Origin of the sequence: uncultured Amnibacterium sp. (genome assembly GCF_964244015.1) — a bacterium.
Classification (GTDB): Bacteria; Actinomycetota; Actinomycetes; order Actinomycetales; family Microbacteriaceae; genus Amnibacterium.
Genome location: NZ_CAXTHO010000004.1, coordinates 21,591 through 43,243 on the forward strand (window position 1 = coordinate 21,591; position 21,653 = coordinate 43,243).

A 21,653-nucleotide genomic window follows, 5' to 3' on the forward strand; every position below is an offset into this window, starting at 1 on the left:
TCGTTCCTTGCCCCGGTACGAGGCGTTCGCGTCTGGTGCTGGTGAGCGGGATCAGGTGGGCAGGTCGACGGAGCGCAGGCTCTGCAGCAGTCGGGCGAGCAACCGGTCCCACTCCGCGCGGGAGACGGCGTCGGTCCGCGCGCCCGTCCGTTCGATCCAGTGCTTGGAGATGGTCGCGACGCCGCTCATCAGCGAGCCCACGAGCAGCTCGACGTCCAGGGCGTCGGTGGCGGGATACCGCCGGACGACCTCGGACGTGAGCCGCAGGCTCGTCCGTGAGAACGCCGTCTCGTTGAGCTCGGGTGCCCGCGCGTTCGCCGAGTCGGGGCCGCCGAGCAAACGCACCATGGCGGCGATCACGGACACGAGGTCCGACTCGTGCATCGCCGTCATGAGCTCGTCGAGCATCGCGGAGCGGCTGCCGTCGCCGATCGGGGTCCGGGAGACGGAGCTCACGAAGTCGTCGATGAGGACGCTCAACGCGTCCGTGCAGACGGTGAGCATGACCTCGTCCAGTGAGGAGAAGTGGTTGAACACGGTCCGCCGCGCGACGTCGGCGCGCTTCGCGAGCTCGTCGACGCTGAAGCTCGATCCCCCGCGTTCCTCGAGCAGTGCTCGCGCAGCCGTCAGGATCGCGGACCGATGCCGCGCCTTGACCGCAGCCCGGCGGTCCGGGACGGTCGCGATCACCTCGCTACACTAAGTGCACCGATGCACTGAGTGCAACTTGAGGAATCCCGCTCGACGGCTGATCTGGTCTGACCGATTCGCTCGCGCTCGACGTCTCCGGTCGGAGCGTCACCGAAGCGGTTGCTACCGGCGCGAGGGCGCAGGAACACGAGGGGAACGGCACCCCTGAGCACGGGGGCCTCGAGGTCTTCGCCGGCTCGTCCCGATGACAGACGACGTGCCTGTCGACCAGGGCGAAGACGGTGGCTCCGACCGGCGTCGATCCGGTGACCTCACGATTTTCAGTCGTGCGCTCTACCAACTGAGCTACAGAGCCGAGGGGTCGGCTTTCGCCGCACCTTCGCGACCCTGACCGGACTTGAACCGGCGACCTCCGCCGTGACAGGGCGGCGCGCTAACCAACTGCGCTACAGGGCCAAACTCGTGAAGTGATGCTGTGGTGCGTCCACCCGTCGGGATCGTGACCCCAACGGGATTCGAACCCGTGCTGCCGCCGTGAAAGGGCGGTGTCCTAGGCCGCTAAACGATGGGGCCGGATTCCCCGTCGCCGGGCTCACCGACCAGAGAGCATACGCGATCCCAGGAGGAAGGCGAATCGCGCCGCGCGCCCGGCGCACGGCCGTGGAATCCGGGCCGGGTCGGACCAATCGGGCGTGATCGGACGCCCATCGTGTCCGAAGTCGCCCGGGGATCGCATCGAGAGGCAGGACCGGCGCCACGCGGTGCACCTGCCCGGGGAACTGCGGGCATCGGGTTAGCCTGCCGGTTCCGCCGTGGCATCCGGTCCGCCGTGGCGCGCTCTGCTCACGGGAGGTGTCGACCGTGACGCTCTCCCGTCGCCAGCGCTCCTCCGCTCCCCAGCAGCACGGCCGCCGCACGGCCTCGCCGCGCGACGGGACCGGCGCCATGGGCCCCACGCGCCGCGGCCTGATCGCGGTCGGTGCCGCCGGGATCGTCGGTCTCGTGGCCGTGCCGCTCTCCGCGCAGGCCGACGGCTACCCGAGCTGGGCGGAGGTGCAGAAAGCCCGCTCCGACGTGCGGCTCAAGGCCGCTGCGATCGCGAAGATCAAGGGCCTGCTCGCGAAGTCGCAGGCCGCGGCGGCGGCGGCGCAGAAGGTCGCGGAGCAGCAGGGGACGCTGTACCAGGCCGCGCAGGCGCGCGTGGACTCCGCGAACGAGCGGCTCGCGACGATCCAGAAGCAGGTGAAGGCGACCGAGCAGCGCGCGGCAGCGGCGAAGCAGCGCGCGGGGCAGCTCGCCGCGCAGCTGTCCCGCACCGGCGGCGCGGACGTCGAGACGACCCTGCTGCTCTCCGGTACCGACTCGAGCGCGTCCGACTTCCTCGGGCGGCTCGGCAGCCTCTCGAAGCTCACGGAGTCGAACGCCGCCATCGCGGAGGAGGCGTCGGTCGCGACGAACGCCGCCGCGGCGACGCAGGCGCAGGTGCAGGTCGTCAAGGCGCAGCTGACGACGCTGAAGGAGAAGGCCAGGGTGGCCTTCCAGGCGGCGGTGCGGGCGAGCGAGGCCGCCAACGAGCAGGTGCAGCAGCAGCAGGCGGAGCAGGTCGAGCTGCAGGCGAGGCTCGACGCCCTGCAGGCCACGTCGGACTCCGTCGCGCGCCGGTACCGCGCAGGCGTCGCCGCGGCGAAGGCCGCGCAGACCGCCGGTGCGGGCGGCGCGGTGAACGGTGCGGGGTGGGCGAATCCCGCGGGCGCCGGGCCGATCACGGGCGTCTTCGGCCCCCGGCCGGACCAGCCGGCCGGTGCCAACCTCTTCCACCGCGGGACCGACATCGGCCTCCCCTACGGCAGCCCGATCTACGCCGCCCATGCCGGGACGGTGTCGTACGCCGGGTGGTTCGGCACGTACGGCAACTGGATCGAGATCGACGACGGCGACGGCATCCAGACCGGGTACGCCCACATCCGCGCCGGCGGCACCTTCGTCAAGGTCGGGCAGCACGTGGACGCGGGCCAGAACATCGCCTCCGTCGGCCAGACCGGCGCCGCAACCGGTCCGCACCTGCACTTCGAGACCCGCCTGAACGAGGTCGCCGTGGACGCGCAGCCGTTCATGGCCGCGCGGGGGATCGTGCTCGGTGGCTGAGACGCCACGGCGTCGGAGGGACGGCGCGCTCGGCGTCGTCGGCGCGGTGACGATCGGCGCGGTCACCGCGACCTTCGTCGCCCCCGCCGCGCTCGCGGACGACCCGCAGTTCCCCTCGTGGAACGAGGTGCAGCGCGCCAAGGCGGACCGCTCGGCCGCCGAGGCCGAGAGCGCGAAGCTCACCGCGCTGATCGGCGGTCTGCAGGACACGGCGGATGCCGCCGGCCGCACCGCGTCGATCGCGGCGGAGGCGTTCCACCGCGCGAAGCTCGCCGAGGACGCGGCGCGGGCGCGGCACGTCTCGCTCGCGACCCGGGCCGACGTCGCTGCGGCGACGGCGCGGACGTCGCGGATGCGCGCGGGGCTGCTCGCCGCATCGGTCGCACGCGGTGCTGGCGGCGACCTGCAGCTGATGCTCGATCCTGGCGACGCGAGCGACTTCCTGCACCGGCTCGCGACCGTCTCGCAGCTGTCGGTGCAGGCGAAGTCGATCACCACGAAGGCGCTGACCGACGAGAACGAGGCCAGGTCGCTCGGGGCCCAGGCGGATGCCGCGGCGGCGGTCCTCGCGGCCCGCGCGTCGACGGCGCAGGCGGCGCTCGACGCCGCCCAGCAGGCGGTCGCGGCGGCGACGACCGCGGTCGCCGCCGAGCAGCAGCACGCCGATCGGCTCGTCGCGCAGCTCGCCGAGCTGCGCGGCACCTCGACCCGGCTCGCGGCGCAGTACGCGGCAGCGGTCAGGGCTGAGCAGAGCGAGCAGACAGCGCCTCGTGCGACCGCCCCGCCCTCGCTGGCGACCGCCCCGCCCTCGCCTGCGCCGCCCGCCTCCAGGTCCCCCACGCCATCGGGCACCCCGAGCCAGGTCCCCGGAGGTGCGCCGACGGCCGCCGCTCCGGCCGAGCCGTCACCCTCCCTGTCCGCTCCCTCCCCGTCCGCGCCCACCGCATCCACTCCGATCTCGACCTCGGCGGGGGAGCCGAACTCCGCGCAGGCGGCCAGCGCGGTCGCCTTCGCGCGTGATCAGCTCGGCGACGCGTACCGGTTCGGAGGCGCAGGGCCGAGCGGCTGGGACTGCTCCGGGCTCACGATGCAGGCGTACGCGTCGCTCGGCATCGGGATCGGCGGCCACTCGGCCACGGCCCAGTTCGCGCTCGCTCGGGCGCAGGGGAAGCTCGTCCCGTACTCGCAGGTCAGGGTCGGCGATCTGGTCTTCTACTCGGACGGCGGCGGCGACATGTACCACGTCGCCGTGTACTCCGGCGCGGGTCTCATGATCGAGGCGCCGTACCCGGGCGTGCCCGTCCGCGAGGTGCCGGTGCGGTCGGCGGACCGGGTCTCGCAGGTCGCGCGACCGACCGCCTCCGCCTCCTGAAAGTCGTTTCATACATCCGGGGATCCGGCGCTGACGCGCGCAGATCCCCGGAAATCTGACGCGCGCAGATCCCCGGAAATATGGAAGAACGGTCAGGAGTGGTCGGCGCCCGCGTCGGTGAGGCGGGTGAACCCGTCCTGCACGATCTGCTCGGCCTCGGCCGCGTTCCCCCAGCCCTCGACGTTCACGAACTTGCCCGGTTCGAGGTCCTTGTAGCGGCGGAAGAAGTGCTCGATCTCGTTCCGCAGCTGCTGCGGCACGTCGTCGATGTCCTGGATGTGCTGCCAGCGCGGGTCCTTGTGCGGCACCACGACGACCTTCGCGTCCGAGCCGGCCTCGTCGCTCATGTTGAGCACGCCGACGGGGCGCACCTTCACGCCCACGCCCGGGAAGACGGGGTACTCGAGCAGCACCAGGGCGTCGACCGGGTCGCCGTCGAGCCCGAGGGTGTTCTCGAAGAAGCCGTAGTCCGTCGGGTAGACGAAGGTGGTGAAGAGCACGCGGTCGAGGTACACGCGCCCGGTCACGTGGTCGACCTCGTACTTGTTGCGGCTCCCCTTGGGGATCTCGACGATCACGTCGTAGGCGGCCATGGGGTCCGTCCTCTCCTGGCTCGAAGCGGCCATAACGTTAGCGAATGCCCGATCGGCCCCGCCTGACGCCGGCCGTCGCGCTCACGCGGACCGCGGTGCGGGAGGTGCTGCCCCGCATCGGCGAGGGGGGTGCCCTCGTGGGGCTCTCCGGCGGACCGGACTCGCTCGCGCTCGCCGCGGCCGCCGCGTTCGAGGCGGGGAGGGCCGGCGTGCGGATGGGCGTGATCGTCGTCGACCACGGCATGCAGCCGGGTTCCGCGCAGGTCGCCGAGCGTGCCGCGGCGGCCGCGACCGCGCTGGGGCTCGCCCCGGTGCTGGTCAGCAGGGTCGTCGTCGACGGCGAGGGCGGCCCGGAGGCGTCGGCGCGCGTCGCCCGCTACGGCGCGTTCGAGGCGGCGATGGGCGAGACGGGCGCCGCCAGGGTCCTGCTCGGGCACACCCTGGACGACCAGGCCGAGACGGTGCTGCTGGGACTCGCCCGCGGCTCGGGCCCGGATGCCATCGCGGGCATGCGTCGCGAGACGTTCCCCTACCTCCGTCCCTTCCTCGGGCTGCGCCGCGCGACGACGCTCGACGCCTGCGCGGCGCAGGGTCTCGAACCGTGGCACGACCCGATGAACGGATTGGACCTGCATCCCCGCGTCCGCATCCGGACCTCCGCGCTGCCGGTGCTCGAGAAGGCGATCGGGCCGGGCGTCGCGGAGGCGCTCGCGCGCACCGCCTCGCAGGTGCAGGAGGACGCGGCGGCGCTCGACGCGCTCGCCGCAGAGCTGGCTCCCGACCTCGCGGAGCTCGCGGAGGGCGGCATCGCCCTGCCGGTCGCCGCGCTCGCCGCGAACCCGCGCGCGATCGTGCACCGGCTGATCCGCCTCGCGGTCGAGGACGAGTTCGGCACCACCCTCAGCCGCAGCCAGACGCTCGCCGTGGCGCGGCTGGTCTTCGACTGGCACGGGCAGGGAGGCGTCGATCTGCCCGGCATTAGGGTGGTCCGCGCCGGAGGCCGCCTGGAGTTCACCGGCGCCTGAGGGGCCAGCGCCCGAAAGGGAGTGAGCCGCGTGGATTCCGACGCCATCCGGGACGACATCGCCGAGGTCCTGCTGCCCGAGCAGCGGATCCGCGAGCGGATCGCGGAGCTGTGCCGGCAGATCGAGGCGGACGACGCGGATGCCTCCGACGGCACCCCGCTGCTGCTGGTCGGCGTGCTCAAAGGTGCCGTCATGGTGATGGCGGACGTCGCCCGCGAGCTGCGGATCCCGGTCCAGATGGACTGGATGGCCGTCAGCTCGTACGGGTCGAGCACGCAGTCGTCCGGTGTCGTCCGGATCCTCAAGGACCTCGACGCCGAGCTGGCGGGGCGACGGGTGCTGATCGTCGAGGACATCCTCGACTCGGGCCTCACGCTGTCCTGGCTCGTCGAGAACCTCCGCTCCCGCGGACCCGTGAGCGTGGAGGTCTGCACCCTGCTGCGCAAGCCGGAGGCGGTGAGGATCCGCGTGGACGTCAAGTACTGCGGCTTCGACATCGCGAACAAGTTCGTCATCGGGTACGGGCTCGACTACGCCGAGCGGTACCGCAACCTTCGCGACGTCGCGGTGCTCGCGCCCCACGTATACCAGTAGGGGTCGCTTCGGCCCTCGGTCCCTCCGAGGTGGCTGTGCGCCGCGAATGGGGTGTCCCCCTGCGGCGAACAGCGCTCAGACCCCGAGAAGCAGGGCGTTACCCTATGCGGACTATGGACCTCAAGCGCATCTTCCGCGGTCCCCTCGTCTACATCGTCATCGCGATCGTGGTCGTCTGGGTCGGCTCGAGCCTGCTGACCGGCACGGGCTTCCGCTCCGTCTCGACGGAGAACGGCCTTCAGTTGCTGAAGGACGGCAAAGTCGAGTCCGCCAAGATCGTCGACACCGACAACCGGGTCGACCTGACGCTGAAGCAGGCGGACGGCAACAACGGCACGCAGGTGCAGTTCAACTTCGTCACCGCCCGCGGCGAGCAGATCGTGGACGCCGTGACCGCGGCCGGCACCTCCGGCACGAAGTGGAACGACGAGGTCCCGCAGCCGAACTGGCTGCTGTCGATCGGCTCGATCCTGCTGCCGTTCCTGATCATCGGCGTCGTGTTCTGGTTCCTCATGTCCTCCATGCAGGGCGGCGGCAACCGCGTCATGCAGTTCGGCAAGTCGAAGGCGAAGCTCGTCTCGAAGGAGAGCCCGAAGGTCACCTTCGGCGACGTCGCCGGCGCCGACGAGGCCGTCGAGGAGCTCGGCGAGATCAAGGACTTCCTGAAGGAGCCGGCGAAGTTCCAGGCCGTCGGCGCTCGCATCCCGAAGGGCGTGCTGCTGTACGGCCCTCCCGGGACCGGCAAGACGCTGCTCGCCCGCGCCGTCGCCGGCGAGGCGGGCGTGCCGTTCTACTCGATCTCCGGGTCGGACTTCGTCGAGATGTTCGTCGGCGTGGGCGCATCCCGCGTCCGCGACCTCTTCGACCAGGCAAAGCAGAACGCACCGGCGATCATCTTCGTCGACGAGATCGACGCGGTCGGCCGCCACCGCGGTGCCGGCATGGGCGGCGGGCACGACGAGCGCGAGCAGACGCTGAACCAGCTGCTGGTCGAGATGGACGGCTTCGACGTCAAGACGAACGTCATCCTGATCGCCGCGACCAACCGGCCGGACATCCTCGACCCGGCGCTGCTGCGCCCCGGCCGCTTCGACCGGCAGATCGGCGTGGACGCTCCCGACCTGAAGGGGCGCCAGCAGATCCTGGCGGTGCACTCGAAGGGCAAGCCGCTCGCCGCGGGCGTCGACCTGGAGATCCTGGCCCGCAAGACGCCGGGCTTCACCGGTGCCGACCTGGCGAACGTGCTGAACGAGGCCGCGCTGCTCACCGCGCGCAGCAACGCGCAGCTGATCGACAACCGTGCCCTCGACGAGGCCGTGGACCGCGTGATCGCGGGCCCGCAGCGCCGCAGCCGGGTGATGAAGGACCAGGAGAAGCTCATCACCGCGTACCACGAGGGTGGACACGCGCTGGTGGCAGCCAGCCTCAACCACACGGACCCGGTGACGAAGGTCACGATCCTCCCGCGCGGTCGTGCGCTCGGCTACACGATGGTGCTGCCGCTCGAGGACAAGTACTCGGTCACCCGCAACGAGCTGCTCGACCAGCTGGCGTACGCCATGGGCGGCCGCGTCTCGGAGGAGATCGTGTTCCACGACCCCACCTCCGGCGCCTCCAACGACATCGAGAAGGCCACCGCGACCGCCAAGCGCATGGTCACCGAGTTCGGCATGAGCGCGCTCATCGGTTCGGTCAAGCTCAGCGCCGCGTCGGGCGAGATGTTCCTGGGCCGCGACATGGGCCACAGCCGCGAGTACTCCGAAGAGCTCGCGCAGCAGGTCGACAAGGAGGTGCGCGCGCTCATCGAGTCCGCGCACGACGAGGCGTACCAGCTGCTCGTGGCGAACCGAGCCGTGCTCGACCGGCTGGCGACCGAGCTGCTCGAGAAGGAGACGCTCGACAACAAGGAGCTCGCCGAGATCTTCAAGGACACGAAGAAGCTGCCGCCCCGACCGCAGTGGCTCTCCAGCGACCGTCGTCCGGTCTCCGACCTGCCCGCGGTGGCGGTACCCCACGCGAAGGCGCCGATCGACGCCGGGGCGGTCGACGGCGGCGTCGACTCGGACGGCGGCGGAGCACCGGCGCGCAAGCGCAGCCCGCGCGTCAAGCCGCGCCCCGCCACAGCCTGATGGCGGGGCCCGGCGCCGGGCCAGAGCCCGGACTCCGGGGCTGAGCAGCCGTGCGACGCACCAGTCCGTTCGCGCTGATCCTCACCGCGATCGCGGGAGCCGCCGTCGGATGGCTGCTGCAGGTGGGACTGACGGCCGAGGGCGCCCTGACGGTCATCCCGCCTGCGACGCTCTACTCGGTCCTGTTCATCCTCGCGTTCGGCCTCCTGCTGCTCGGGAGGCCGGTGCGGCGTCTCGTCCGCGGGAAGTCGCAGCGGCCCGTCGACCCGTTCTACGCGATGCGGGTGCTCGTGCTGGCGAAGGCGTCCGGGATCACCGGTGCGCTGCTGGTCGGCGCGGCGGCGTCGTTCCTCGGGTACGCCGTCTCCCGTGCCGGCTCGGTTTCAGTGCCGGCGTTCTGGCCCGACGTCCTGACCGGCGTCGGTGCCCTCGCCCTGTGCATCGCCGGGCTGATCGTGGAGTGGTGGTGCCGGATCCCGCCCCAGGACCGGTCCGAACCGCACGGGCAGACCGTGGAGCAACGATGAATTCGGAGCAGCGATGACCGTGCTGCCGCCGCGCGCGCTCGACGCGGGCATCAGCGGATGGCGCGGGGTCTCGCGGCGCCTGGTGTGGGTCGATGTCGCCGGGGTGCTGGTGTCCGCGGTCGGCGGTGCCGTCATCGCGGCGCTGCTGTTCCTGGTCCTGCCGGATCCGCTGGTCGGCAGGATCGTCGCGGCGGTCGTCGTCGTGGTCACCGTGATCCGGCTGATCCTCGCGCCGCGCCGGGTCCGGGCGATCGGCTGGATCCTGCGGGACGACGACCTCGTGGTCCGGCGGGGGATCCTCCTGTCCCGCCTCGTCGCGGTGCCGTACGGGCGGATGCAGCTCGTCGACGTCAACCGCGGGCCCGTCGCGAGGATCCTGGGACTGGCGGAGCTGCGCCTGGTGACCGCAGCGGCGACCTCCGACGTCACCCTGCCGGGACTGCCGGAGCAGGAGGCGACCGAGCTGCGGGACGCGCTGGTGGCGCGGGCCGAGGAACGCCGCGTGGGACTGTAGGTCCATGACGATCCCGGCAGCGCCGCCGCGGAGCCGGTACGTCGACGGGCTCTGGCACCGCCTCCACCCCGGCACCCCGCTGCTGCGGGGCGGCATCGGACTCCTGGTGGTGCTGCTCTACGTCGCGGGCAACCTGCGCGAGCGACTCGTCGCGCTGGTGTTCGGGCTGCCGGACGTCGGCGGCGACCCGGTGGACGAGATCAGCCGGCACAACCTCGTCGGACCGGCCCTGCTCATCGTGCTGGCCGCGCTGGTGATCGGGATCGGGCTGTTCTGGTTGTCGTGGCGCAACAGCGAGTTCCGCATCGACGGCGACGCGGTCACCGTCCGCTACGGGGTGCTGCTGCGACGCACCCGGACGGCGAAGCTCGACCGCATCCAGGGCGTCACGATCCAGCGCCCCCTGCTCGCGCGCATCATCGGTGTCGCTCGGATCGAGCTCGACGTCGCCGGGCAGAACGCGAACGTCCGTCTGGAGTACCTCTCGAACATCGCCGCGGAGGAGCTGCGCCGCGACGTGCTGGTGCTCGCCTCCGGCCGCCGCGGGCGCGAGCAGGGCGACGAGACGGAGGGCGCCGACGCCGCGGTGCTGACGGAGCCGGGGGTGCCGGTCGTCGTCGTCACCCCTGGTCGCGCGATGGGATCCGTGCTGCTGTCGGAGACCCTCCTCGTGCTCGTCGTCGTGGTCGGGATCGTCGTGCCGGTGCTCGTGGCGCTGGGCGCCGGAGCCGCCGCGACCGTCTCCTTCGTGCCGCTGATCATCGGATCCATGACCGTGCTGGGGCGGCGCATCGCGCGCAACCTGCGGTTCTCGGTCGTCTCCACCGCCGACGGCGTCCGTGTCGCGAGCGGCATCGTCAGCACCAGCACGGAGGCGGTGCCGCCCGGTCGGGTGCACGCCCTGCACATCGAGCAGCCGCTCCTCTGGCGGCCCGCCGGCTGGTGGCGCATCTCCGTGAACCGTGCGGGTCATGCGGCAGGGAGGCGGGCCGCCGAGTCGGAGCGGTCGCTCGCTCCGGTCGCGACGACCGAGGAGGTGCTGGCGCTGCTGCCCCTCCTGATCCCCGATCTCGCCGACCGACGCGACCTCCTGCTCGCCGGGCTCGTCGGCCGTGGCGACGGCGAGGACTTCACGCTCGCGCCGCGTCGCGCGCGGTGGCTGCGGCCGCTCGCCTGGAAGCGCACCGGCTTCCGCCTGACCGACACGTCCGTGCTGGCGCGGTCGGGGTTCCTGCATCGCGAGCTCGTGATCGTGCCCGACGCCCGCATGCAGAGCGTGTCCCTGCGGCAGGGACCGCTCGAGAAGCTCCTCCGCGTCGCGACGGTGCACCCGCACGTCGTCCACGGGCCGGTGTCGACGCGCCTGCGCCTCATCGATCTCGCGAGGGCGCAGCAGCTGTTCAACGAGCTCGCGCTCACGGGCGTCGGCGCGCGCCGGGTCGACGTGTCGCACCGCTGGCGCGACCTCGGGATGCGGTCGTGAGGGCCGCCGGGCGACTCGGCGTCGGCGTCATCGGTGCGGGTCGCGTCGGACCGGTGCTGGGCGCTGCGCTCGCCGGGGCTGGTCACGCGCTGGTGGGCATCACCGCGGTGTCGCAGGGCAGCCGCGACCGCGCCGACGCGATGCTGCCCGGCGTGCCGGTGCTCACGATCCCGGACCTGGTCGAACGCAGCGAGCTCGTCCTGGTCGCCGTGCCGGACGCGGAGCTGCCCGCGCTGGTCGAGGGTCTGGCGGACGCCGGGGTGTGGGTCGCCGGCCAGCTGCTCGTGCACACCTCTCCCCGGTTCGGCACGGGCGTCCTCCTGCCCGCCGTGCGCCGCGGAGCGATCCCGGTGGCGCTGTCCCCCGCGATGGCCTTCACGGGCACGAGCGTCGACCTGGTCCGGCTGCGGGAGGCGCGCTGTGCGGTGACCGCGCCCGCGCCGGTGCTGCCGATCGGGCAGGCGCTCGCCGTCGAGATGGGCTGCGAGCCGGTGGTGGTGGCGGAGGAGGACAGGCCGGCGTGGGCCGCGGCGCTGGACGAGGCGACCGGCCCGCTCGAGCGCGCGATGCAGGCAGCCGCCGCCGGGCTGTCGAGCCTCGGCGTGGAGGATCCCGACGCGGTGCTCGGTCCCGTGGCGCGATCGGCGCTCGAGCGGGCTCTGCTGCGCGCCAGGCGCCCCGGCAGGGTGGGGCGCGACCGATGACGACGACCGTTCCGACCATCGCGGGAGTGCGTGCCGAGGTCGCATCCGCAAGGGCGCGTGGTGCGCGGGTCGCGCTCGTGCCGACGATGGGAGCGCTGCACGCCGGCCATCTCGCGCTCGTCGCGAGGGCCCGCGACATCGCGGACCTCGTCGTCGTGTCGCTGTTCGTGAACCCCCTCCAGTTCGGGCCGAAGGAGGACTTCGCGCGCTACCCCCGCGACCTCGACGCGGACACCGCGCTGCTCGCCGCCGCCGGGACCGACGTGCTGTTCGCGCCTCCTGCTGCCGAGCTGCTGCCGGACGGGCGGACGCGGGTGCGGGTGGTCGCGGGACCGACCGGCGACGCGTTCGAGGGCCGGGCCCGGCCGGGGCACTTCGACGGCGTGCTGACCATCGTGCTGAAGCTGCTGCACGTCGTCGGACCCGAGGCGATCGTGTTCGGGCAGAAGGACGCGCAGCAGGTGTTCCTGGTGCGGCGGATGGTGCGCGACCTCGATCTGCCGGTCGACGTCGAGGTCGTCGAGACCGTGCGGGAGGCGGACGGCCTCGCGATGTCGAGTCGCAACCGCTCCCTCGAGCCGGCCGAACGACGGCTCGCGAGGGCCGTGCCCGCAGCGCTCGATGCCGCCGAGTCCTCCGCGGACCGGGACGTCGACGGGATGATCGCCGCCGCGCAGGGCGCGCTCGCCGGTGAGGACGGGGCCGACCTCGAGTACGTCGCCGTCGTCGACCCGGCCACGTTCGCTCCGGTGGACGACCGGTATCGTGGTCGCGCCCTCGTGCTCGTCGCCGCCCGGGTCGGCGGAACGCGTCTGATCGACAACCGGTTCGTCCACCTCGGCTGATCGACGGCCGACCGAACGATCCAGGAGCCCCGCGCATGCCCGACGCCCCGTCCGACGACAGCAGCGAGCAGCGCGAGGTCCGGCTGTCGAAGCGCGCTGCGCTGCTCGAGCGGGGCGAGCAGGCGTACCCGGTCGCCGTGCCGGTGACGGACGCCATCGCGGCGGTCCGCGAGCGTCACGCGGGGCTGCCGACGGATGCGACGACGGGCGAGGTCGTCGGCCTCGCCGGCCGGATCGTGCACCTCCGGAACACCGGCAAGCTCTGCTTCGCGGCGCTGCAGGCCGGTGACGGCAGCCGCATCCAGGCGATGGTGAGCCTGGAGCAGGTGGGGGAGGAGTCGCTGACCGACTGGAAGGCGATCGTCGACCTCGGCGACCAGCTGTTCGTGTCCGGCGAGGTGATCACCTCCCGTCGCGGCGAGCTCTCGGTCATGGTCGCCGAGTGGCGGATCGCCTCGAAGGCGCTGCTGCCGCTGCCGAACCTGCACACCGAGCTGTCGGAGGAGACCCGGGTCCGGTCCCGCTACCTCGACCTGATCGCGCGACCCGCGGCGCGGCAGATGGTCGTCACGCGGGCGAAGGCGGTCGCGTCGCTGCGGTCCACGTTCGCGGACCGCGGGTACCTCGAGCTCGAGACCCCGATGCTGCAGACGCAGCACGGGGGCGCCTCCGCCCGCCCGTTCGTGACCCGGTCGAACGCGTTCGACACCGACCTGTACCTGCGCATCGCGCCGGAGCTGTTCCTCAAGCGCGCCGTCGTCGGCGGGCTCGAGCGGGTGTTCGAGATCAACCGCAACTTCCGCAACGAGGGCGCGGACTCCACGCACTCGCCCGAGTTCACGATGCTCGAGTCGTACGAGTCGTACTCCGACTACTCGGGCATCGCCGATCTGGTGCAGGCGCTGATCCAGAACGCGGCCGTCGCGGTCGGCGGCTCGACGACGGTCACCTGGACGGACGGCACGGACTTCGACCTCGGCGGCGAGTGGGCGCGCATCTCGATGTACCCGTCGCTGTCCGAGGCGGCCGGCATCGAGATCACGCCCGAGACGCCGACGGAGGAGCTCGTCGCGCTCGCGGACCGCCTCGAGATCGAGGTCGCGCACCCCATCAGGGGCAAGTACGTCGAGGAGCTGTGGGAGCACTTCGTGAAGCCCTCGCTGCAGCGGCCGACGTTCGTCATGGACTTCCCCGTCGACACCTCCCCGCTGGTCCGGGACCACCGCTCGATCCCGGGCGTCGTCGAGAAGTTCGACCTCTACGTCCGCGGCTTCGAGCTGGCGACCGGCTACTCGGAGCTGATCGACCCGATCGTGCAGCGGCAGCGCTTCGTCGAGCAGGCGACGCTCGCCGCCGGCGGTGACCCCGACGCCATGCGGGTCGACGAGGAGTTCCTCCGGGCGCTCGAGTTCGCGATGCCGCCCACCGGCGGCCTCGGCATGGGCATCGACCGCCTGCTGATGGCGCTGACGGGAGAAGGCGTCCGGGAGACGATCCTCTTCCCCCTCGTGAAGTAGCGCGGTGTTCACGGATCAGGGGATTCGGGGGCGCTCCGCGCTGCCCGAATCCCCTGATCCGTGAACACCGCCACGACGACGTACTCTCGAGGCATGGGAGTGATCGGTGGCTGGGACGAGGGTCTCTGGGCGATCGTGCCCACCATCTGCGTGTGCCTCGTGTTCTGGTTCGTGATGCGCGCGATCCTCCGGTCCGACCGCACCGAGCGCGAGGCGCAGGCCCGCATCGAGGCGGAGGAGGACGCCCGCTTCCTCGCCGACGCGGAGCGGAACCCGCGCACCTCCTGACCCTCAGCGCTCGGCGAGCGCCCGGTCGATCAGCGGCACCAGGTGCTGCTGCAGCCACGGCTCCGTGGTCTGCAGGTACGTCTGGCTCGCATGGTTGTCGTCGACCCACACGCCGATGTTGCCGATGACGCCGGGGCACCACGTCGTGCCGCAGAAGGCGTCGACCGGGTCCAGGAACGCGACACCCGGTGTGCTCCTGGCGGCGACCGCAAGCGGGTCCGGGTTGGACACCGCCTGCGAGCGGGGGACGCCGCAGCTCGCAGGGTCCTGCGCCGTGATGCAGTCGACGGTCAGCGGGTGCGCCGAGGGGGTCGGGGTGTCCCCGAGGGCGACGACGGGCACGCCTCGGCCCTCGAGCGTCCGCCACATGCTCGCGTAGCCCGCCGCGGCCTTCTCGAGGTCGCGGCGCGGATACGACCCGCGGTAGGCGGAGGTCAGGACCACCCGCACATGCTGGGCGCGCAGCACGGGCAGCACCTTCCGGACCGCCTCCGTGCAGTGCGATGTCCCCTCACGCTCGAGCGGTCGCGGGACCAGGCTGAAGGGGCACGAGTTGTGCAGGATCGTGACGATCCGCCAGTGCTTCCGCTGCCCGATCCGGTCGATCACCGTTCCCCACTGCCGCAGGTGCGAGTCGCCGACCAGCGCGACCGTGGTGCTGCTCGTGAGGTCGCCCCTGACGCACATCACGGTGGTGGACGCGGCGGCGGAGGAGGCGCACTCCCGGAGGCCGAGGTCCTCCGCGAGCTTCGCGGGGTCGGGCACGACGACGTGCTCCGCGCGGGCCCACGGCCGGTCGGCCGCCGCATCGAGGTTCGGGTAGCCGAGCGCAGGACCCGTCGTCGGCGCGACCACGCTGCGGCGCGCGGACGCCTCGCTCGCCGTGATGGCCGCGTCGCTGGTGACGGGCACCGCCCCGACACCGAGGGACACGACGACCGCGGCCGTGCCGATCGCGAGCATCCGGAGGGGGAGCCGGATCCGGACACGCCGCATCGGCTGCTCGACGAGCAGGTAGGACGCCGTCGCGACGAGCAGCGAGCCGGCCACCACTGCCAGCGCTTCGGCGGGCTCGATCGGGCGCCCGGTGAGGTCCCGCACGAAGACGATCACGGGCCAGTGCCAGAGGTACAGCGAGTACGACACGTCGCCGAGGAGTCGGACGGGGCGGAGCGTCCACACCCGGCTGAGACCGGGGGCGGCGCCCGCGCCGATGAACGCGACCGCGCCGAGCACGAGGAGCACCGCCGCGACGCCCGGCATGGGGGTGCGGGAGTCGAGCGCGACCGCGGCGACGGCGATGAGGCCCAGCCCGGCGAGCTGCAGCGCCACCGCGATCGGACCGCGGAGCTGCCGGTCGCCCAGCAGTACCGCCAGCACACCGCCGGCGGCCAGCTCCCACATCCGGGTCGGCGTGACGAAGTACGCCGCCGGTGACCCGGTCGAGGTGAACCACACCCCGAACGCGAGCGACAGCACGAGCACCGCCGCGAACGGGACCAGTACGAGGAACCGGGTCGTACGGGCGCGCCGGCGCGCGAGCAGCGCCGTCGCGAGGACGAGCAGCGGCCACACGAGGTAGAACTGCTCCTCCACGCCCAGCGACCAGAAGTGCTCGAACGGCGACGCATCGGGGGTCTGCGCCTGGTAGTCGACCGAGTGCGCCGCGAACAGCCAGTTCGCGGCGGACAGCGTGGCCCACCACGACGTGCGCCCCACCTCCGCGGCGGCCGTCCTCGGCAGGATCAGCGACGCGGAGACGACGACGGCGATGACGGTCACGAGCGCTGCGGGGAGGATGCGGCGGACCCGGCCCGCCCAGAAGGCCGCGAGATCGACCCGGCCGGTCGTGTCCGCCTCCTTGACCAGGTGCCGCGAGATCAGGAAGCCCGAGATGACGAAGAAGACGTCCACGCCGACGTAGCCGCCCGGGAGCGTGCTCGGGCCGAGGTGGTACACGACGACCATCGCCACCGCGATCGCGCGGAGGGCCTGGATCTCGTTCCGCGTCCCGCTGGGCCGCCGACCCGGAAGGAGGACTCCGGTCCGCCGGCGCTGGTCGGGGGGCACGGACGAGGCCTCGCCGCTCCGCTCCTCCGTGGATTGCACGGACCGCGATCGTGCCACCTCGCCGAGCGCCGGGTCGGACCGGACGAGGTCGGAGTCGACCTCGTCGCCTCGTCTTCATACGGGCGACATCCCGAGTTCACGTGACCCGCTCTCGCCCAGTCCGGGCGCCACCCCCACGCGTCGCACCTGCTCCGGTAGCACCTGCTTCGGTAGCACCCCGACCGGTCGCACCCTGACCGGTCGCACTCCGACCGGTCGCACCTCCACTGGGATCGTGCGGCTCCTGCCGCGACGGGAGATGCTGCTCGTGCGACCACGCCTCGGGCGGGCGGCGACGAGGGGGACACCATGCGGAAGGCCTGCTTCAACCTGTACCTGAGCTGGCTGCTCGTCTTCGGGGGCTCGGCCCCTGTCCGCGGTTCCTGAGGTTCTCGAAGGACGCAGGGCCGAGGGCGTCACCGGCACCCGATCGGGGCCCACCCGGACTGGGCCGGTGTCGGACGTCCGCGGGACATGCGCGGCGCGGCATGCTCCTTCTCGGCAGCCGGCTCGGGGGAACCGGTCGCCGATGGGGGACACCATGCGCACTGCGCTGATCGGTGCGGTCCTCGCCGCGGCGGTGACGCTCGGCGGGATCGCACCGGCATCCGCGGCAGGAGCGGGCTCGACGGCGCCCGTTCCTGCCGCCGTGCGGGGCACGTACCGGGACGGCGGCACGCTCGTCGCCGACGTCGGCTCGGTGCAGTGGGGCGGCGACCCGTCCGGCACCACCGTGCAGTGGCTGCGCGACGGGACGGTGGTGGCGGGCGCGACCGCCGCGACGCTCCGTCTCCACTCGAAGGACGTCGGCCGTCGCGTCGTCGCTCGGCTTACGGCGACGGTCGGCGGGCAGCCGATGGTCGCGGAATCGACGGCGCACACCGTGCAGCCGGGCACGACCTCGGAGCGGCGGCTGCGGACGAACCTCACGAGCCTGCTGAAGGCGCTGCCCGGCCGGTACACGATCGAGGTCCGCGAGCTCGACGGCGGCCACCGCCTCGTGCGGCTGAACGCGGCGGAGCACCGCGAGCCCGCCTCCATCTTCAAGCTGTTCGTCGCCTACGGCGTCTTCACCCGCATCGACCGCGGCACGCTGTCGTACGACGACCGTGTCTCCTCCGGGCTCACCGTGCGGGCATGCCTGCGGGCGATGATCGAGCCGTCGGACAACTTCTGCGCGCACGACCTCCGCGCGAAGGTCGGGACCGCGTGGCTGAACCGGCTGCTGCACGCGCACGGGTTCGGCGGCACGACGTTCTGGTACTCCGGCGGCCGCACGAAGACGACCACCACCGCCGATGTCGCCCGGGTGCTGACGCGGCTGGCGCGCGGCGAGCTCGTGTCCCCGGCCTCGTCGAAGCGCTTTCTCCGGCTGCTCGAGACGCAGGTGTGGAGGGAGGCGATCCCGCCCGGCCTACCCGACGGGGTGCGGCAGGCGTCGAAGCCGGGCACGCTCTCGACGGCGACCGGCCTCGTGCAGACGGACTCCGCCATCGTGTGGGGTCCGCGGTCGCGCTACGTGCTCGTCGTCATGGGGTCGAACGGCGCCACGACGCACGCCATCTCCCGCATCTCGAGCACGGTCTACCGCGAGCTGGAGGGGCCGATCCGCACCCCGTTCGCCTACGACCGGCAGCAGATGCGCGCCACCGGCGCGCTCGTGCTGACGGCGGCGGTGTCCCGCGCCTCGCGCGTTCTCGGACGGTATCCCTCCGGGACGAAGGTCGAGGTCATCGACAGCATCCGCACGCGCTACCTGGTCCGGATCGCCGGCAGGACCGGCTGGGTCGACAACGCCCGCCTCACGCTGCGGCACCCGATCCTCTGAGCCGGCGCCTCACCCGGGCGCTTGCGCGGGCAGCGGGCGACGCGGGGTAAGCCCCAGGCGAACAGGGCCCGGGTGCGCCGGACCGCGCCGTAGCCTCGATCCTGACGCCGGTGGGGTACCGCCGAGCGTCCAGACGTCGCCCGGCACACCCGGGCAAGCGAGGAGTTGCAGCATGTTCGAGCGCTTCACCGATCGAGCCCGCCGAGTCGTCGTCCTGGCCCAGGAAGAGGCCAAGATGCTCAACCACAACTACATCGGGACCGAGCACATCCTGCTCGGCCTGATCCACGAGGGTGAAGGTGTCGCCGCGAAGGCGCTCGAGTCCCTCGGCATCTCCCTCGACGCCGTGCGCGAGCAGGTGCAGGACATCATCGGCCAGGGTCAGCAGCAGCCGACCGGCCACATCCCCTTCACGCCCCGCGCGAAGAAGGTGCTCGAGCTGTCGCTGCGCGAGGCGCTGCAGCTCGGCCACAACTACATCGGCACCGAGCACATCCTGCTCGGCCTGATCCGCGAGGGCGAGGGCGTCGCGGCGCAGGTGCTGGTCAAGCTCGGCGCCGACCTGAACCGCGTGCGCCAGCAGGTCATCCAGCTGCTGTCCGGCTACCAGGGCAAGGAGCAGGTCGCCGTCGGCGGCGAGACGCAGCAGGCCACCCAGGGCTCGCAGATTCTCGACCAGTTCGGCCGCAACCTCACCCAGGCCGCCCGCGACGGCAAGCTCGACCCGGTCATCGGGCGCGAGAAGGAGATCGAGCGGGTCATGCAGATCCTGTCCCGCCGGTCGAAGAACAACCCCGTCCTCATCGGCGAGCCCGGCGTCGGCAAGACCGCCGTCGTCGAGGGGCTCGCCCAGGCGATCGTGCGCGGCGACGTGCCCGAGACGCTGAAGGACAAGCAGCTCTACACGCTCGACCTCGGCTCGCTCATCGCCGGTTCCCGCTACCGCGGCGACTTCGAGGAGCGCCTGAAGAAGGTCACGAAGGAGATCCGCACCCGCGGCGACATCATCACCTTCATCGACGAGATCCACACCCTCGTCGGCGCGGGTGCCGCCGAGGGCGCCATCGACGCCGCCTCGATCCTGAAGCCGCTGCTGGCGCGAGGCGAGCTGCAGACCATCGGCGCCACGACGCTCGACGAGTACCGCAAGCACTTCGAGAAGGACGCCGCGCTCGAGCGCCGCTTCCAGCCGATCCAGGTGGCGGAGCCGAACCTGCCCCACACGATCAACATCCTGAAGGGGCTGCGCGACCGGTACGAGGCGCACCACAAGGTCTCCATCACCGACGGTGCGATCGTCGCGGCCGCGAACCTCGCCGACCGCTACATCGCCGACCGCTTCCTGCCGGACAAGGCGATCGACCTGATCGACGAGGCCGGCGCCCGCCTCCGCCTGTCGATCCTGTCGGCGCCGCCCGAGCTGCGCGAGTTCGACGAGAAGATCGCCCTGGTGCGCGCGGCCAAGGAGGCCGCGATCGAGGACCAGGACTTCGAGAAGGCCGCCGGTCTGCGCGACGAGGAGAAGAACCTCCTCGGCGAGCGTCTGCGCCTCGAGAAGCAGTGGCGCTCCGGCGACGTGAAGACCACGGCGGAGGTCGACGAGGGCCTCATCGCCGAGGTGCTGGCCCAGGCGACCGGCATCCCCGTGTTCAAGCTCACCGAGGAGGAGTCGAGCCGGCTCATCTTCATGGAGAAGGCGCTGCACGAGCGGGTCGTCGGTCAGGAGGAGGCCATCGCGGTCCTCGCGAAGACCATCCGCCGCACCCGCGCCGGTCTGAAGGACCCGAAGCGTCCCTCCGGTTCGTTCATCTTCGCCGGCCCCACCGGCGTCGGGAAGACCGAGCTCGCGAAGGCGCTCGCGGAGTTCCTGTTCGACGACGAGAACGCCCTCATCTCGCTCGACATGAGCGAGTACGGCGAGAAGCACACCGTCTCGCGGCTGTTCGGTGCCCCTCCCGGGTTCGTCGGCTTCGAGGAGGGCGGGCAGCTCACCGAGAAGGTGCGCCGCAAGCCGTTCTCCGTCGTCCTGTTCGACGAGATCGAGAAGGCGCACCCCGACATCTTCAACTCGCTCCTGCAGATCCTGGAGGAGGGCCGGTTGACCGACGGTCAGGGTCGCGTCGTCGACTTCAAGAACACCGTCATCATCATGACCACGAACCTCGGTACCCGGGACATCTCGGGCGGTCCGGTCGGCTTCGTCGCCGCGGGCGACACCGCCTCGAACTACGACCGCATGCGCGGCAAGGTGAACGAGGAGCTGAAGCGCCACTTCAAGCCCGAGTTCCTGAACCGCGTGGACGAGACGATCGTCTTCCCGCAGCTCACCAAGCCCGAGCTGCTGCAGATCGTCGACCTGTTCATCGGTCGCCTGAGCGACCGGCTGCTCGACCGCGACCTGTCGGTCGAGCTGACGGTCCCGGCCAAGGAGCGCCTCATCGAGGTCGGGTTCGACCCGTCGCTCGGTGCCCGCCCCCTGCGCCGCGCGGTGCAGCACGAGGTCGAGGACAAGCTGAGCGAGAAGATCCTGCACGGCGAGCTGACCGCCGGCGACCACGTGCACGTCGACTACCGGGACGGCGAGTTCCTCTTCGCCACCACGAAGCGCGGCGAGCTGGTCGGCGCCGCAGCGGGCACGCCGAAGCTGACGAAGGGCGAATAGCCACCTTTCGTCGTTCAGGAAAGACGGGGAAGAACGTCCCGTTTTTCCTGAACGACGAAACATGAGGAGGATGGGCGTGTGCCCGCCCCCTCCTTCACCGTCCGTCGGGCGCGCGTGAAGGACATCCCAGCGATCCAGGGGCTCGTCGCACCGCTGGTCGTGCAGCGGATCCTGCTCGGCAAGGACAACGCGGTGCTCTACGGCGCGGTGCAGGAGTTCCGGGTCGCGGAGGACGCCTCCGGCACCGTCATCGGCTGCGGCGCCCTGCACGTGATGTGGGACGACCTGGCCGAGGTGCGCACCGTCGCGGTCGACCCGGCGTGGCAGCGCCGGCGCGTCGGCCACGCGCTCGTCGAGCGGCTGGAGGCGGATGCCGTCGAGCTGGGCGTCGACAAGCTCTTCTGCCTCACGTTCGAGGTCGAGTTCTTCGCCGCGCACGGCTACTCGCCGGTCGGCGAGGGCCTCGTCGGCCCCGACGTCGTCGTCGAGCTGGCCCGCTCCGGCGACGAGGGCGTCGCCGAGTTCCTCGATCTCGCCCGGGTCAAACCGAACACGCTGGGCAACACCCGCATGCTGAAGGTGCTCGTCCCCGACGCTGACACGAACCGTTCCCGCGGGCCCTAGTCTGTGAGCGCGGGCCGGAGCGCGGACGGATCGCAGAGCACCT

General features: G+C 71.9%; 18 protein-coding genes and 3 tRNA genes. 15 read left to right on the forward strand and 6 right to left on the reverse strand.

Going from position 1 to position 21,653, the window contains the following annotated elements; all coding sequences use genetic code 11:
• Positions 1-51: 51 nt before the first annotated feature.
• The 4 genes from ACFE67_RS01060 to ACFE67_RS01075 all read right to left on the reverse strand — a co-directional run bounded on the left by ACFE67_RS01060 (position 52) and on the right by ACFE67_RS01075 (position 1,224).
• A complete protein-coding gene (locus tag ACFE67_RS01060; protein ID WP_375405020.1) occupies positions 52-690 on the reverse strand; it encodes a TetR/AcrR family transcriptional regulator in 639 nt (212 codons plus the stop codon).
• Positions 691-933: 243 nt separating this feature from the next.
• Positions 934-1,006: transfer RNA gene (locus ACFE67_RS01065), tRNA-Phe, on the reverse strand.
• Between the two features lie 27 nt (positions 1,007-1,033).
• Positions 1,034-1,107 (reverse strand) — tRNA-Asp (locus ACFE67_RS01070).
• A gap of 44 nt (positions 1,108-1,151) precedes the next feature.
• A tRNA-Glu gene (locus ACFE67_RS01075) sits at positions 1,152-1,224 on the reverse strand.
• Positions 1,225-1,512: 288 nt separating this feature from the next.
• Between ACFE67_RS01075 and ACFE67_RS01080 the strand changes: the two genes are divergently transcribed.
• Positions 1,513-2,796: a M23 family metallopeptidase gene (locus ACFE67_RS01080; protein ID WP_375405021.1), complete on the forward strand. Its 1,284-nt coding sequence runs from the start codon at positions 1,513-1,515 to the stop codon at positions 2,794-2,796.
• The gene (locus ACFE67_RS01085; RefSeq protein ID WP_375405022.1) at positions 2,789-4,168 is read left to right on the forward strand and encodes a C40 family peptidase; all 1,380 of its coding nucleotides are present in this window, start codon (positions 2,789-2,791) and stop codon (positions 4,166-4,168) included. The genes ACFE67_RS01080 and ACFE67_RS01085 overlap by 8 nt, the downstream gene beginning before the upstream one ends.
• A 92-nt stretch (positions 4,169-4,260) precedes the next feature.
• Here ACFE67_RS01085 and ACFE67_RS01090 read toward each other — a convergent pair whose 3' ends face one another.
• Entirely contained in the window at positions 4,261-4,761 is a 501-nt protein-coding gene (locus ACFE67_RS01090) for an inorganic diphosphatase (RefSeq protein ID WP_375405023.1), read from the reverse strand.
• A 44-nt stretch (positions 4,762-4,805) separates the two neighbouring features.
• Between ACFE67_RS01090 and tilS the strand changes: the two genes are divergently transcribed.
• From tilS to ACFE67_RS01140, 10 genes are all read left to right on the forward strand, one after another.
• Positions 4,806-5,786 carry a tRNA lysidine(34) synthetase TilS gene (gene tilS, locus ACFE67_RS01095; protein WP_375405024.1) on the forward strand — a complete coding sequence of 327 codons (981 nt, stop codon included), beginning with the start codon at positions 4,806-4,808 and terminating at the stop codon, positions 5,784-5,786.
• A gap of 30 nt (positions 5,787-5,816) precedes the next feature.
• Positions 5,817-6,380: a hypoxanthine phosphoribosyltransferase gene (gene hpt, locus ACFE67_RS01100; protein ID WP_375405025.1), complete on the forward strand. Its 564-nt coding sequence runs from the start codon at positions 5,817-5,819 to the stop codon at positions 6,378-6,380.
• A 113-nt stretch (positions 6,381-6,493) separates the two neighbouring features.
• On the forward strand, positions 6,494-8,509 hold the full coding sequence (ftsH, locus tag ACFE67_RS01105) for an ATP-dependent zinc metalloprotease FtsH (protein ID WP_375405026.1): 2,016 nt from the start codon (positions 6,494-6,496) through the stop codon (positions 8,507-8,509).
• Positions 8,510-8,559: 50 nt separating this feature from the next.
• The gene (locus ACFE67_RS01110) at positions 8,560-9,036 is read left to right on the forward strand and encodes a DUF3180 domain-containing protein (protein WP_375405027.1); all 477 of its coding nucleotides are present in this window, start codon (positions 8,560-8,562) and stop codon (positions 9,034-9,036) included.
• 13 nt (positions 9,037-9,049) lie between these two features.
• A complete protein-coding gene (locus tag ACFE67_RS01115) occupies positions 9,050-9,550 on the forward strand; it encodes a PH domain-containing protein (RefSeq protein ID WP_375405028.1) in 501 nt (166 codons plus the stop codon).
• A gap of 4 nt (positions 9,551-9,554) precedes the next feature.
• A complete protein-coding gene (locus tag ACFE67_RS01120; protein ID WP_375405029.1) occupies positions 9,555-11,033 on the forward strand; it encodes a PH domain-containing protein in 1,479 nt (492 codons plus the stop codon).
• Entirely contained in the window at positions 11,030-11,737 is a 708-nt protein-coding gene (locus ACFE67_RS01125) for a DUF2520 domain-containing protein (protein WP_375405030.1), read from the forward strand. The genes ACFE67_RS01120 and ACFE67_RS01125 overlap by 4 nt, the downstream gene beginning before the upstream one ends.
• A complete protein-coding gene (gene panC, locus ACFE67_RS01130; RefSeq protein ID WP_375405031.1) occupies positions 11,734-12,582 on the forward strand; it encodes a pantoate--beta-alanine ligase in 849 nt (282 codons plus the stop codon). The genes ACFE67_RS01125 and panC overlap by 4 nt, the downstream gene beginning before the upstream one ends.
• A gap of 35 nt (positions 12,583-12,617) precedes the next feature.
• Positions 12,618-14,099, forward strand: a complete 1,482-nt coding sequence (lysS, locus tag ACFE67_RS01135; protein ID WP_375405032.1) for a lysine--tRNA ligase — start codon at positions 12,618-12,620, stop codon at positions 14,097-14,099.
• A 93-nt stretch (positions 14,100-14,192) separates the two neighbouring features.
• On the forward strand, positions 14,193-14,387 hold the full coding sequence (locus ACFE67_RS01140) for a hypothetical protein (protein WP_375405033.1): 195 nt from the start codon (positions 14,193-14,195) through the stop codon (positions 14,385-14,387).
• A gap of 3 nt (positions 14,388-14,390) precedes the next feature.
• Here the strand turns inward: ACFE67_RS01140 and ACFE67_RS01145 are convergent, their stop codons facing one another.
• Positions 14,391-16,496 (reverse strand): acyltransferase family protein, encoded by a 2,106-nt coding sequence (locus tag ACFE67_RS01145; RefSeq protein WP_375405034.1) that lies wholly within the window; start codon positions 16,494-16,496, stop codon positions 14,391-14,393.
• A gap of 541 nt (positions 16,497-17,037) precedes the next feature.
• On the opposite strand from ACFE67_RS01145, the gene ACFE67_RS01150 reads away from it, so the two are divergent.
• From ACFE67_RS01150 to ACFE67_RS01160, 3 genes are all read left to right on the forward strand, one after another.
• Entirely contained in the window at positions 17,038-18,324 is a 1,287-nt protein-coding gene (locus tag ACFE67_RS01150; RefSeq protein WP_375405035.1) for a serine hydrolase, read from the forward strand.
• A gap of 172 nt (positions 18,325-18,496) precedes the next feature.
• The gene (locus ACFE67_RS01155; RefSeq protein WP_375405036.1) at positions 18,497-20,986 is read left to right on the forward strand and encodes an ATP-dependent Clp protease ATP-binding subunit; all 2,490 of its coding nucleotides are present in this window, start codon (positions 18,497-18,499) and stop codon (positions 20,984-20,986) included.
• 78 nt (positions 20,987-21,064) lie between these two features.
• Positions 21,065-21,610 carry an amino-acid N-acetyltransferase gene (locus ACFE67_RS01160; protein WP_375405037.1) on the forward strand — a complete coding sequence of 182 codons (546 nt, stop codon included), beginning with the start codon at positions 21,065-21,067 and terminating at the stop codon, positions 21,608-21,610.
• Positions 21,611-21,653: the final 43 nt, after the last annotated feature.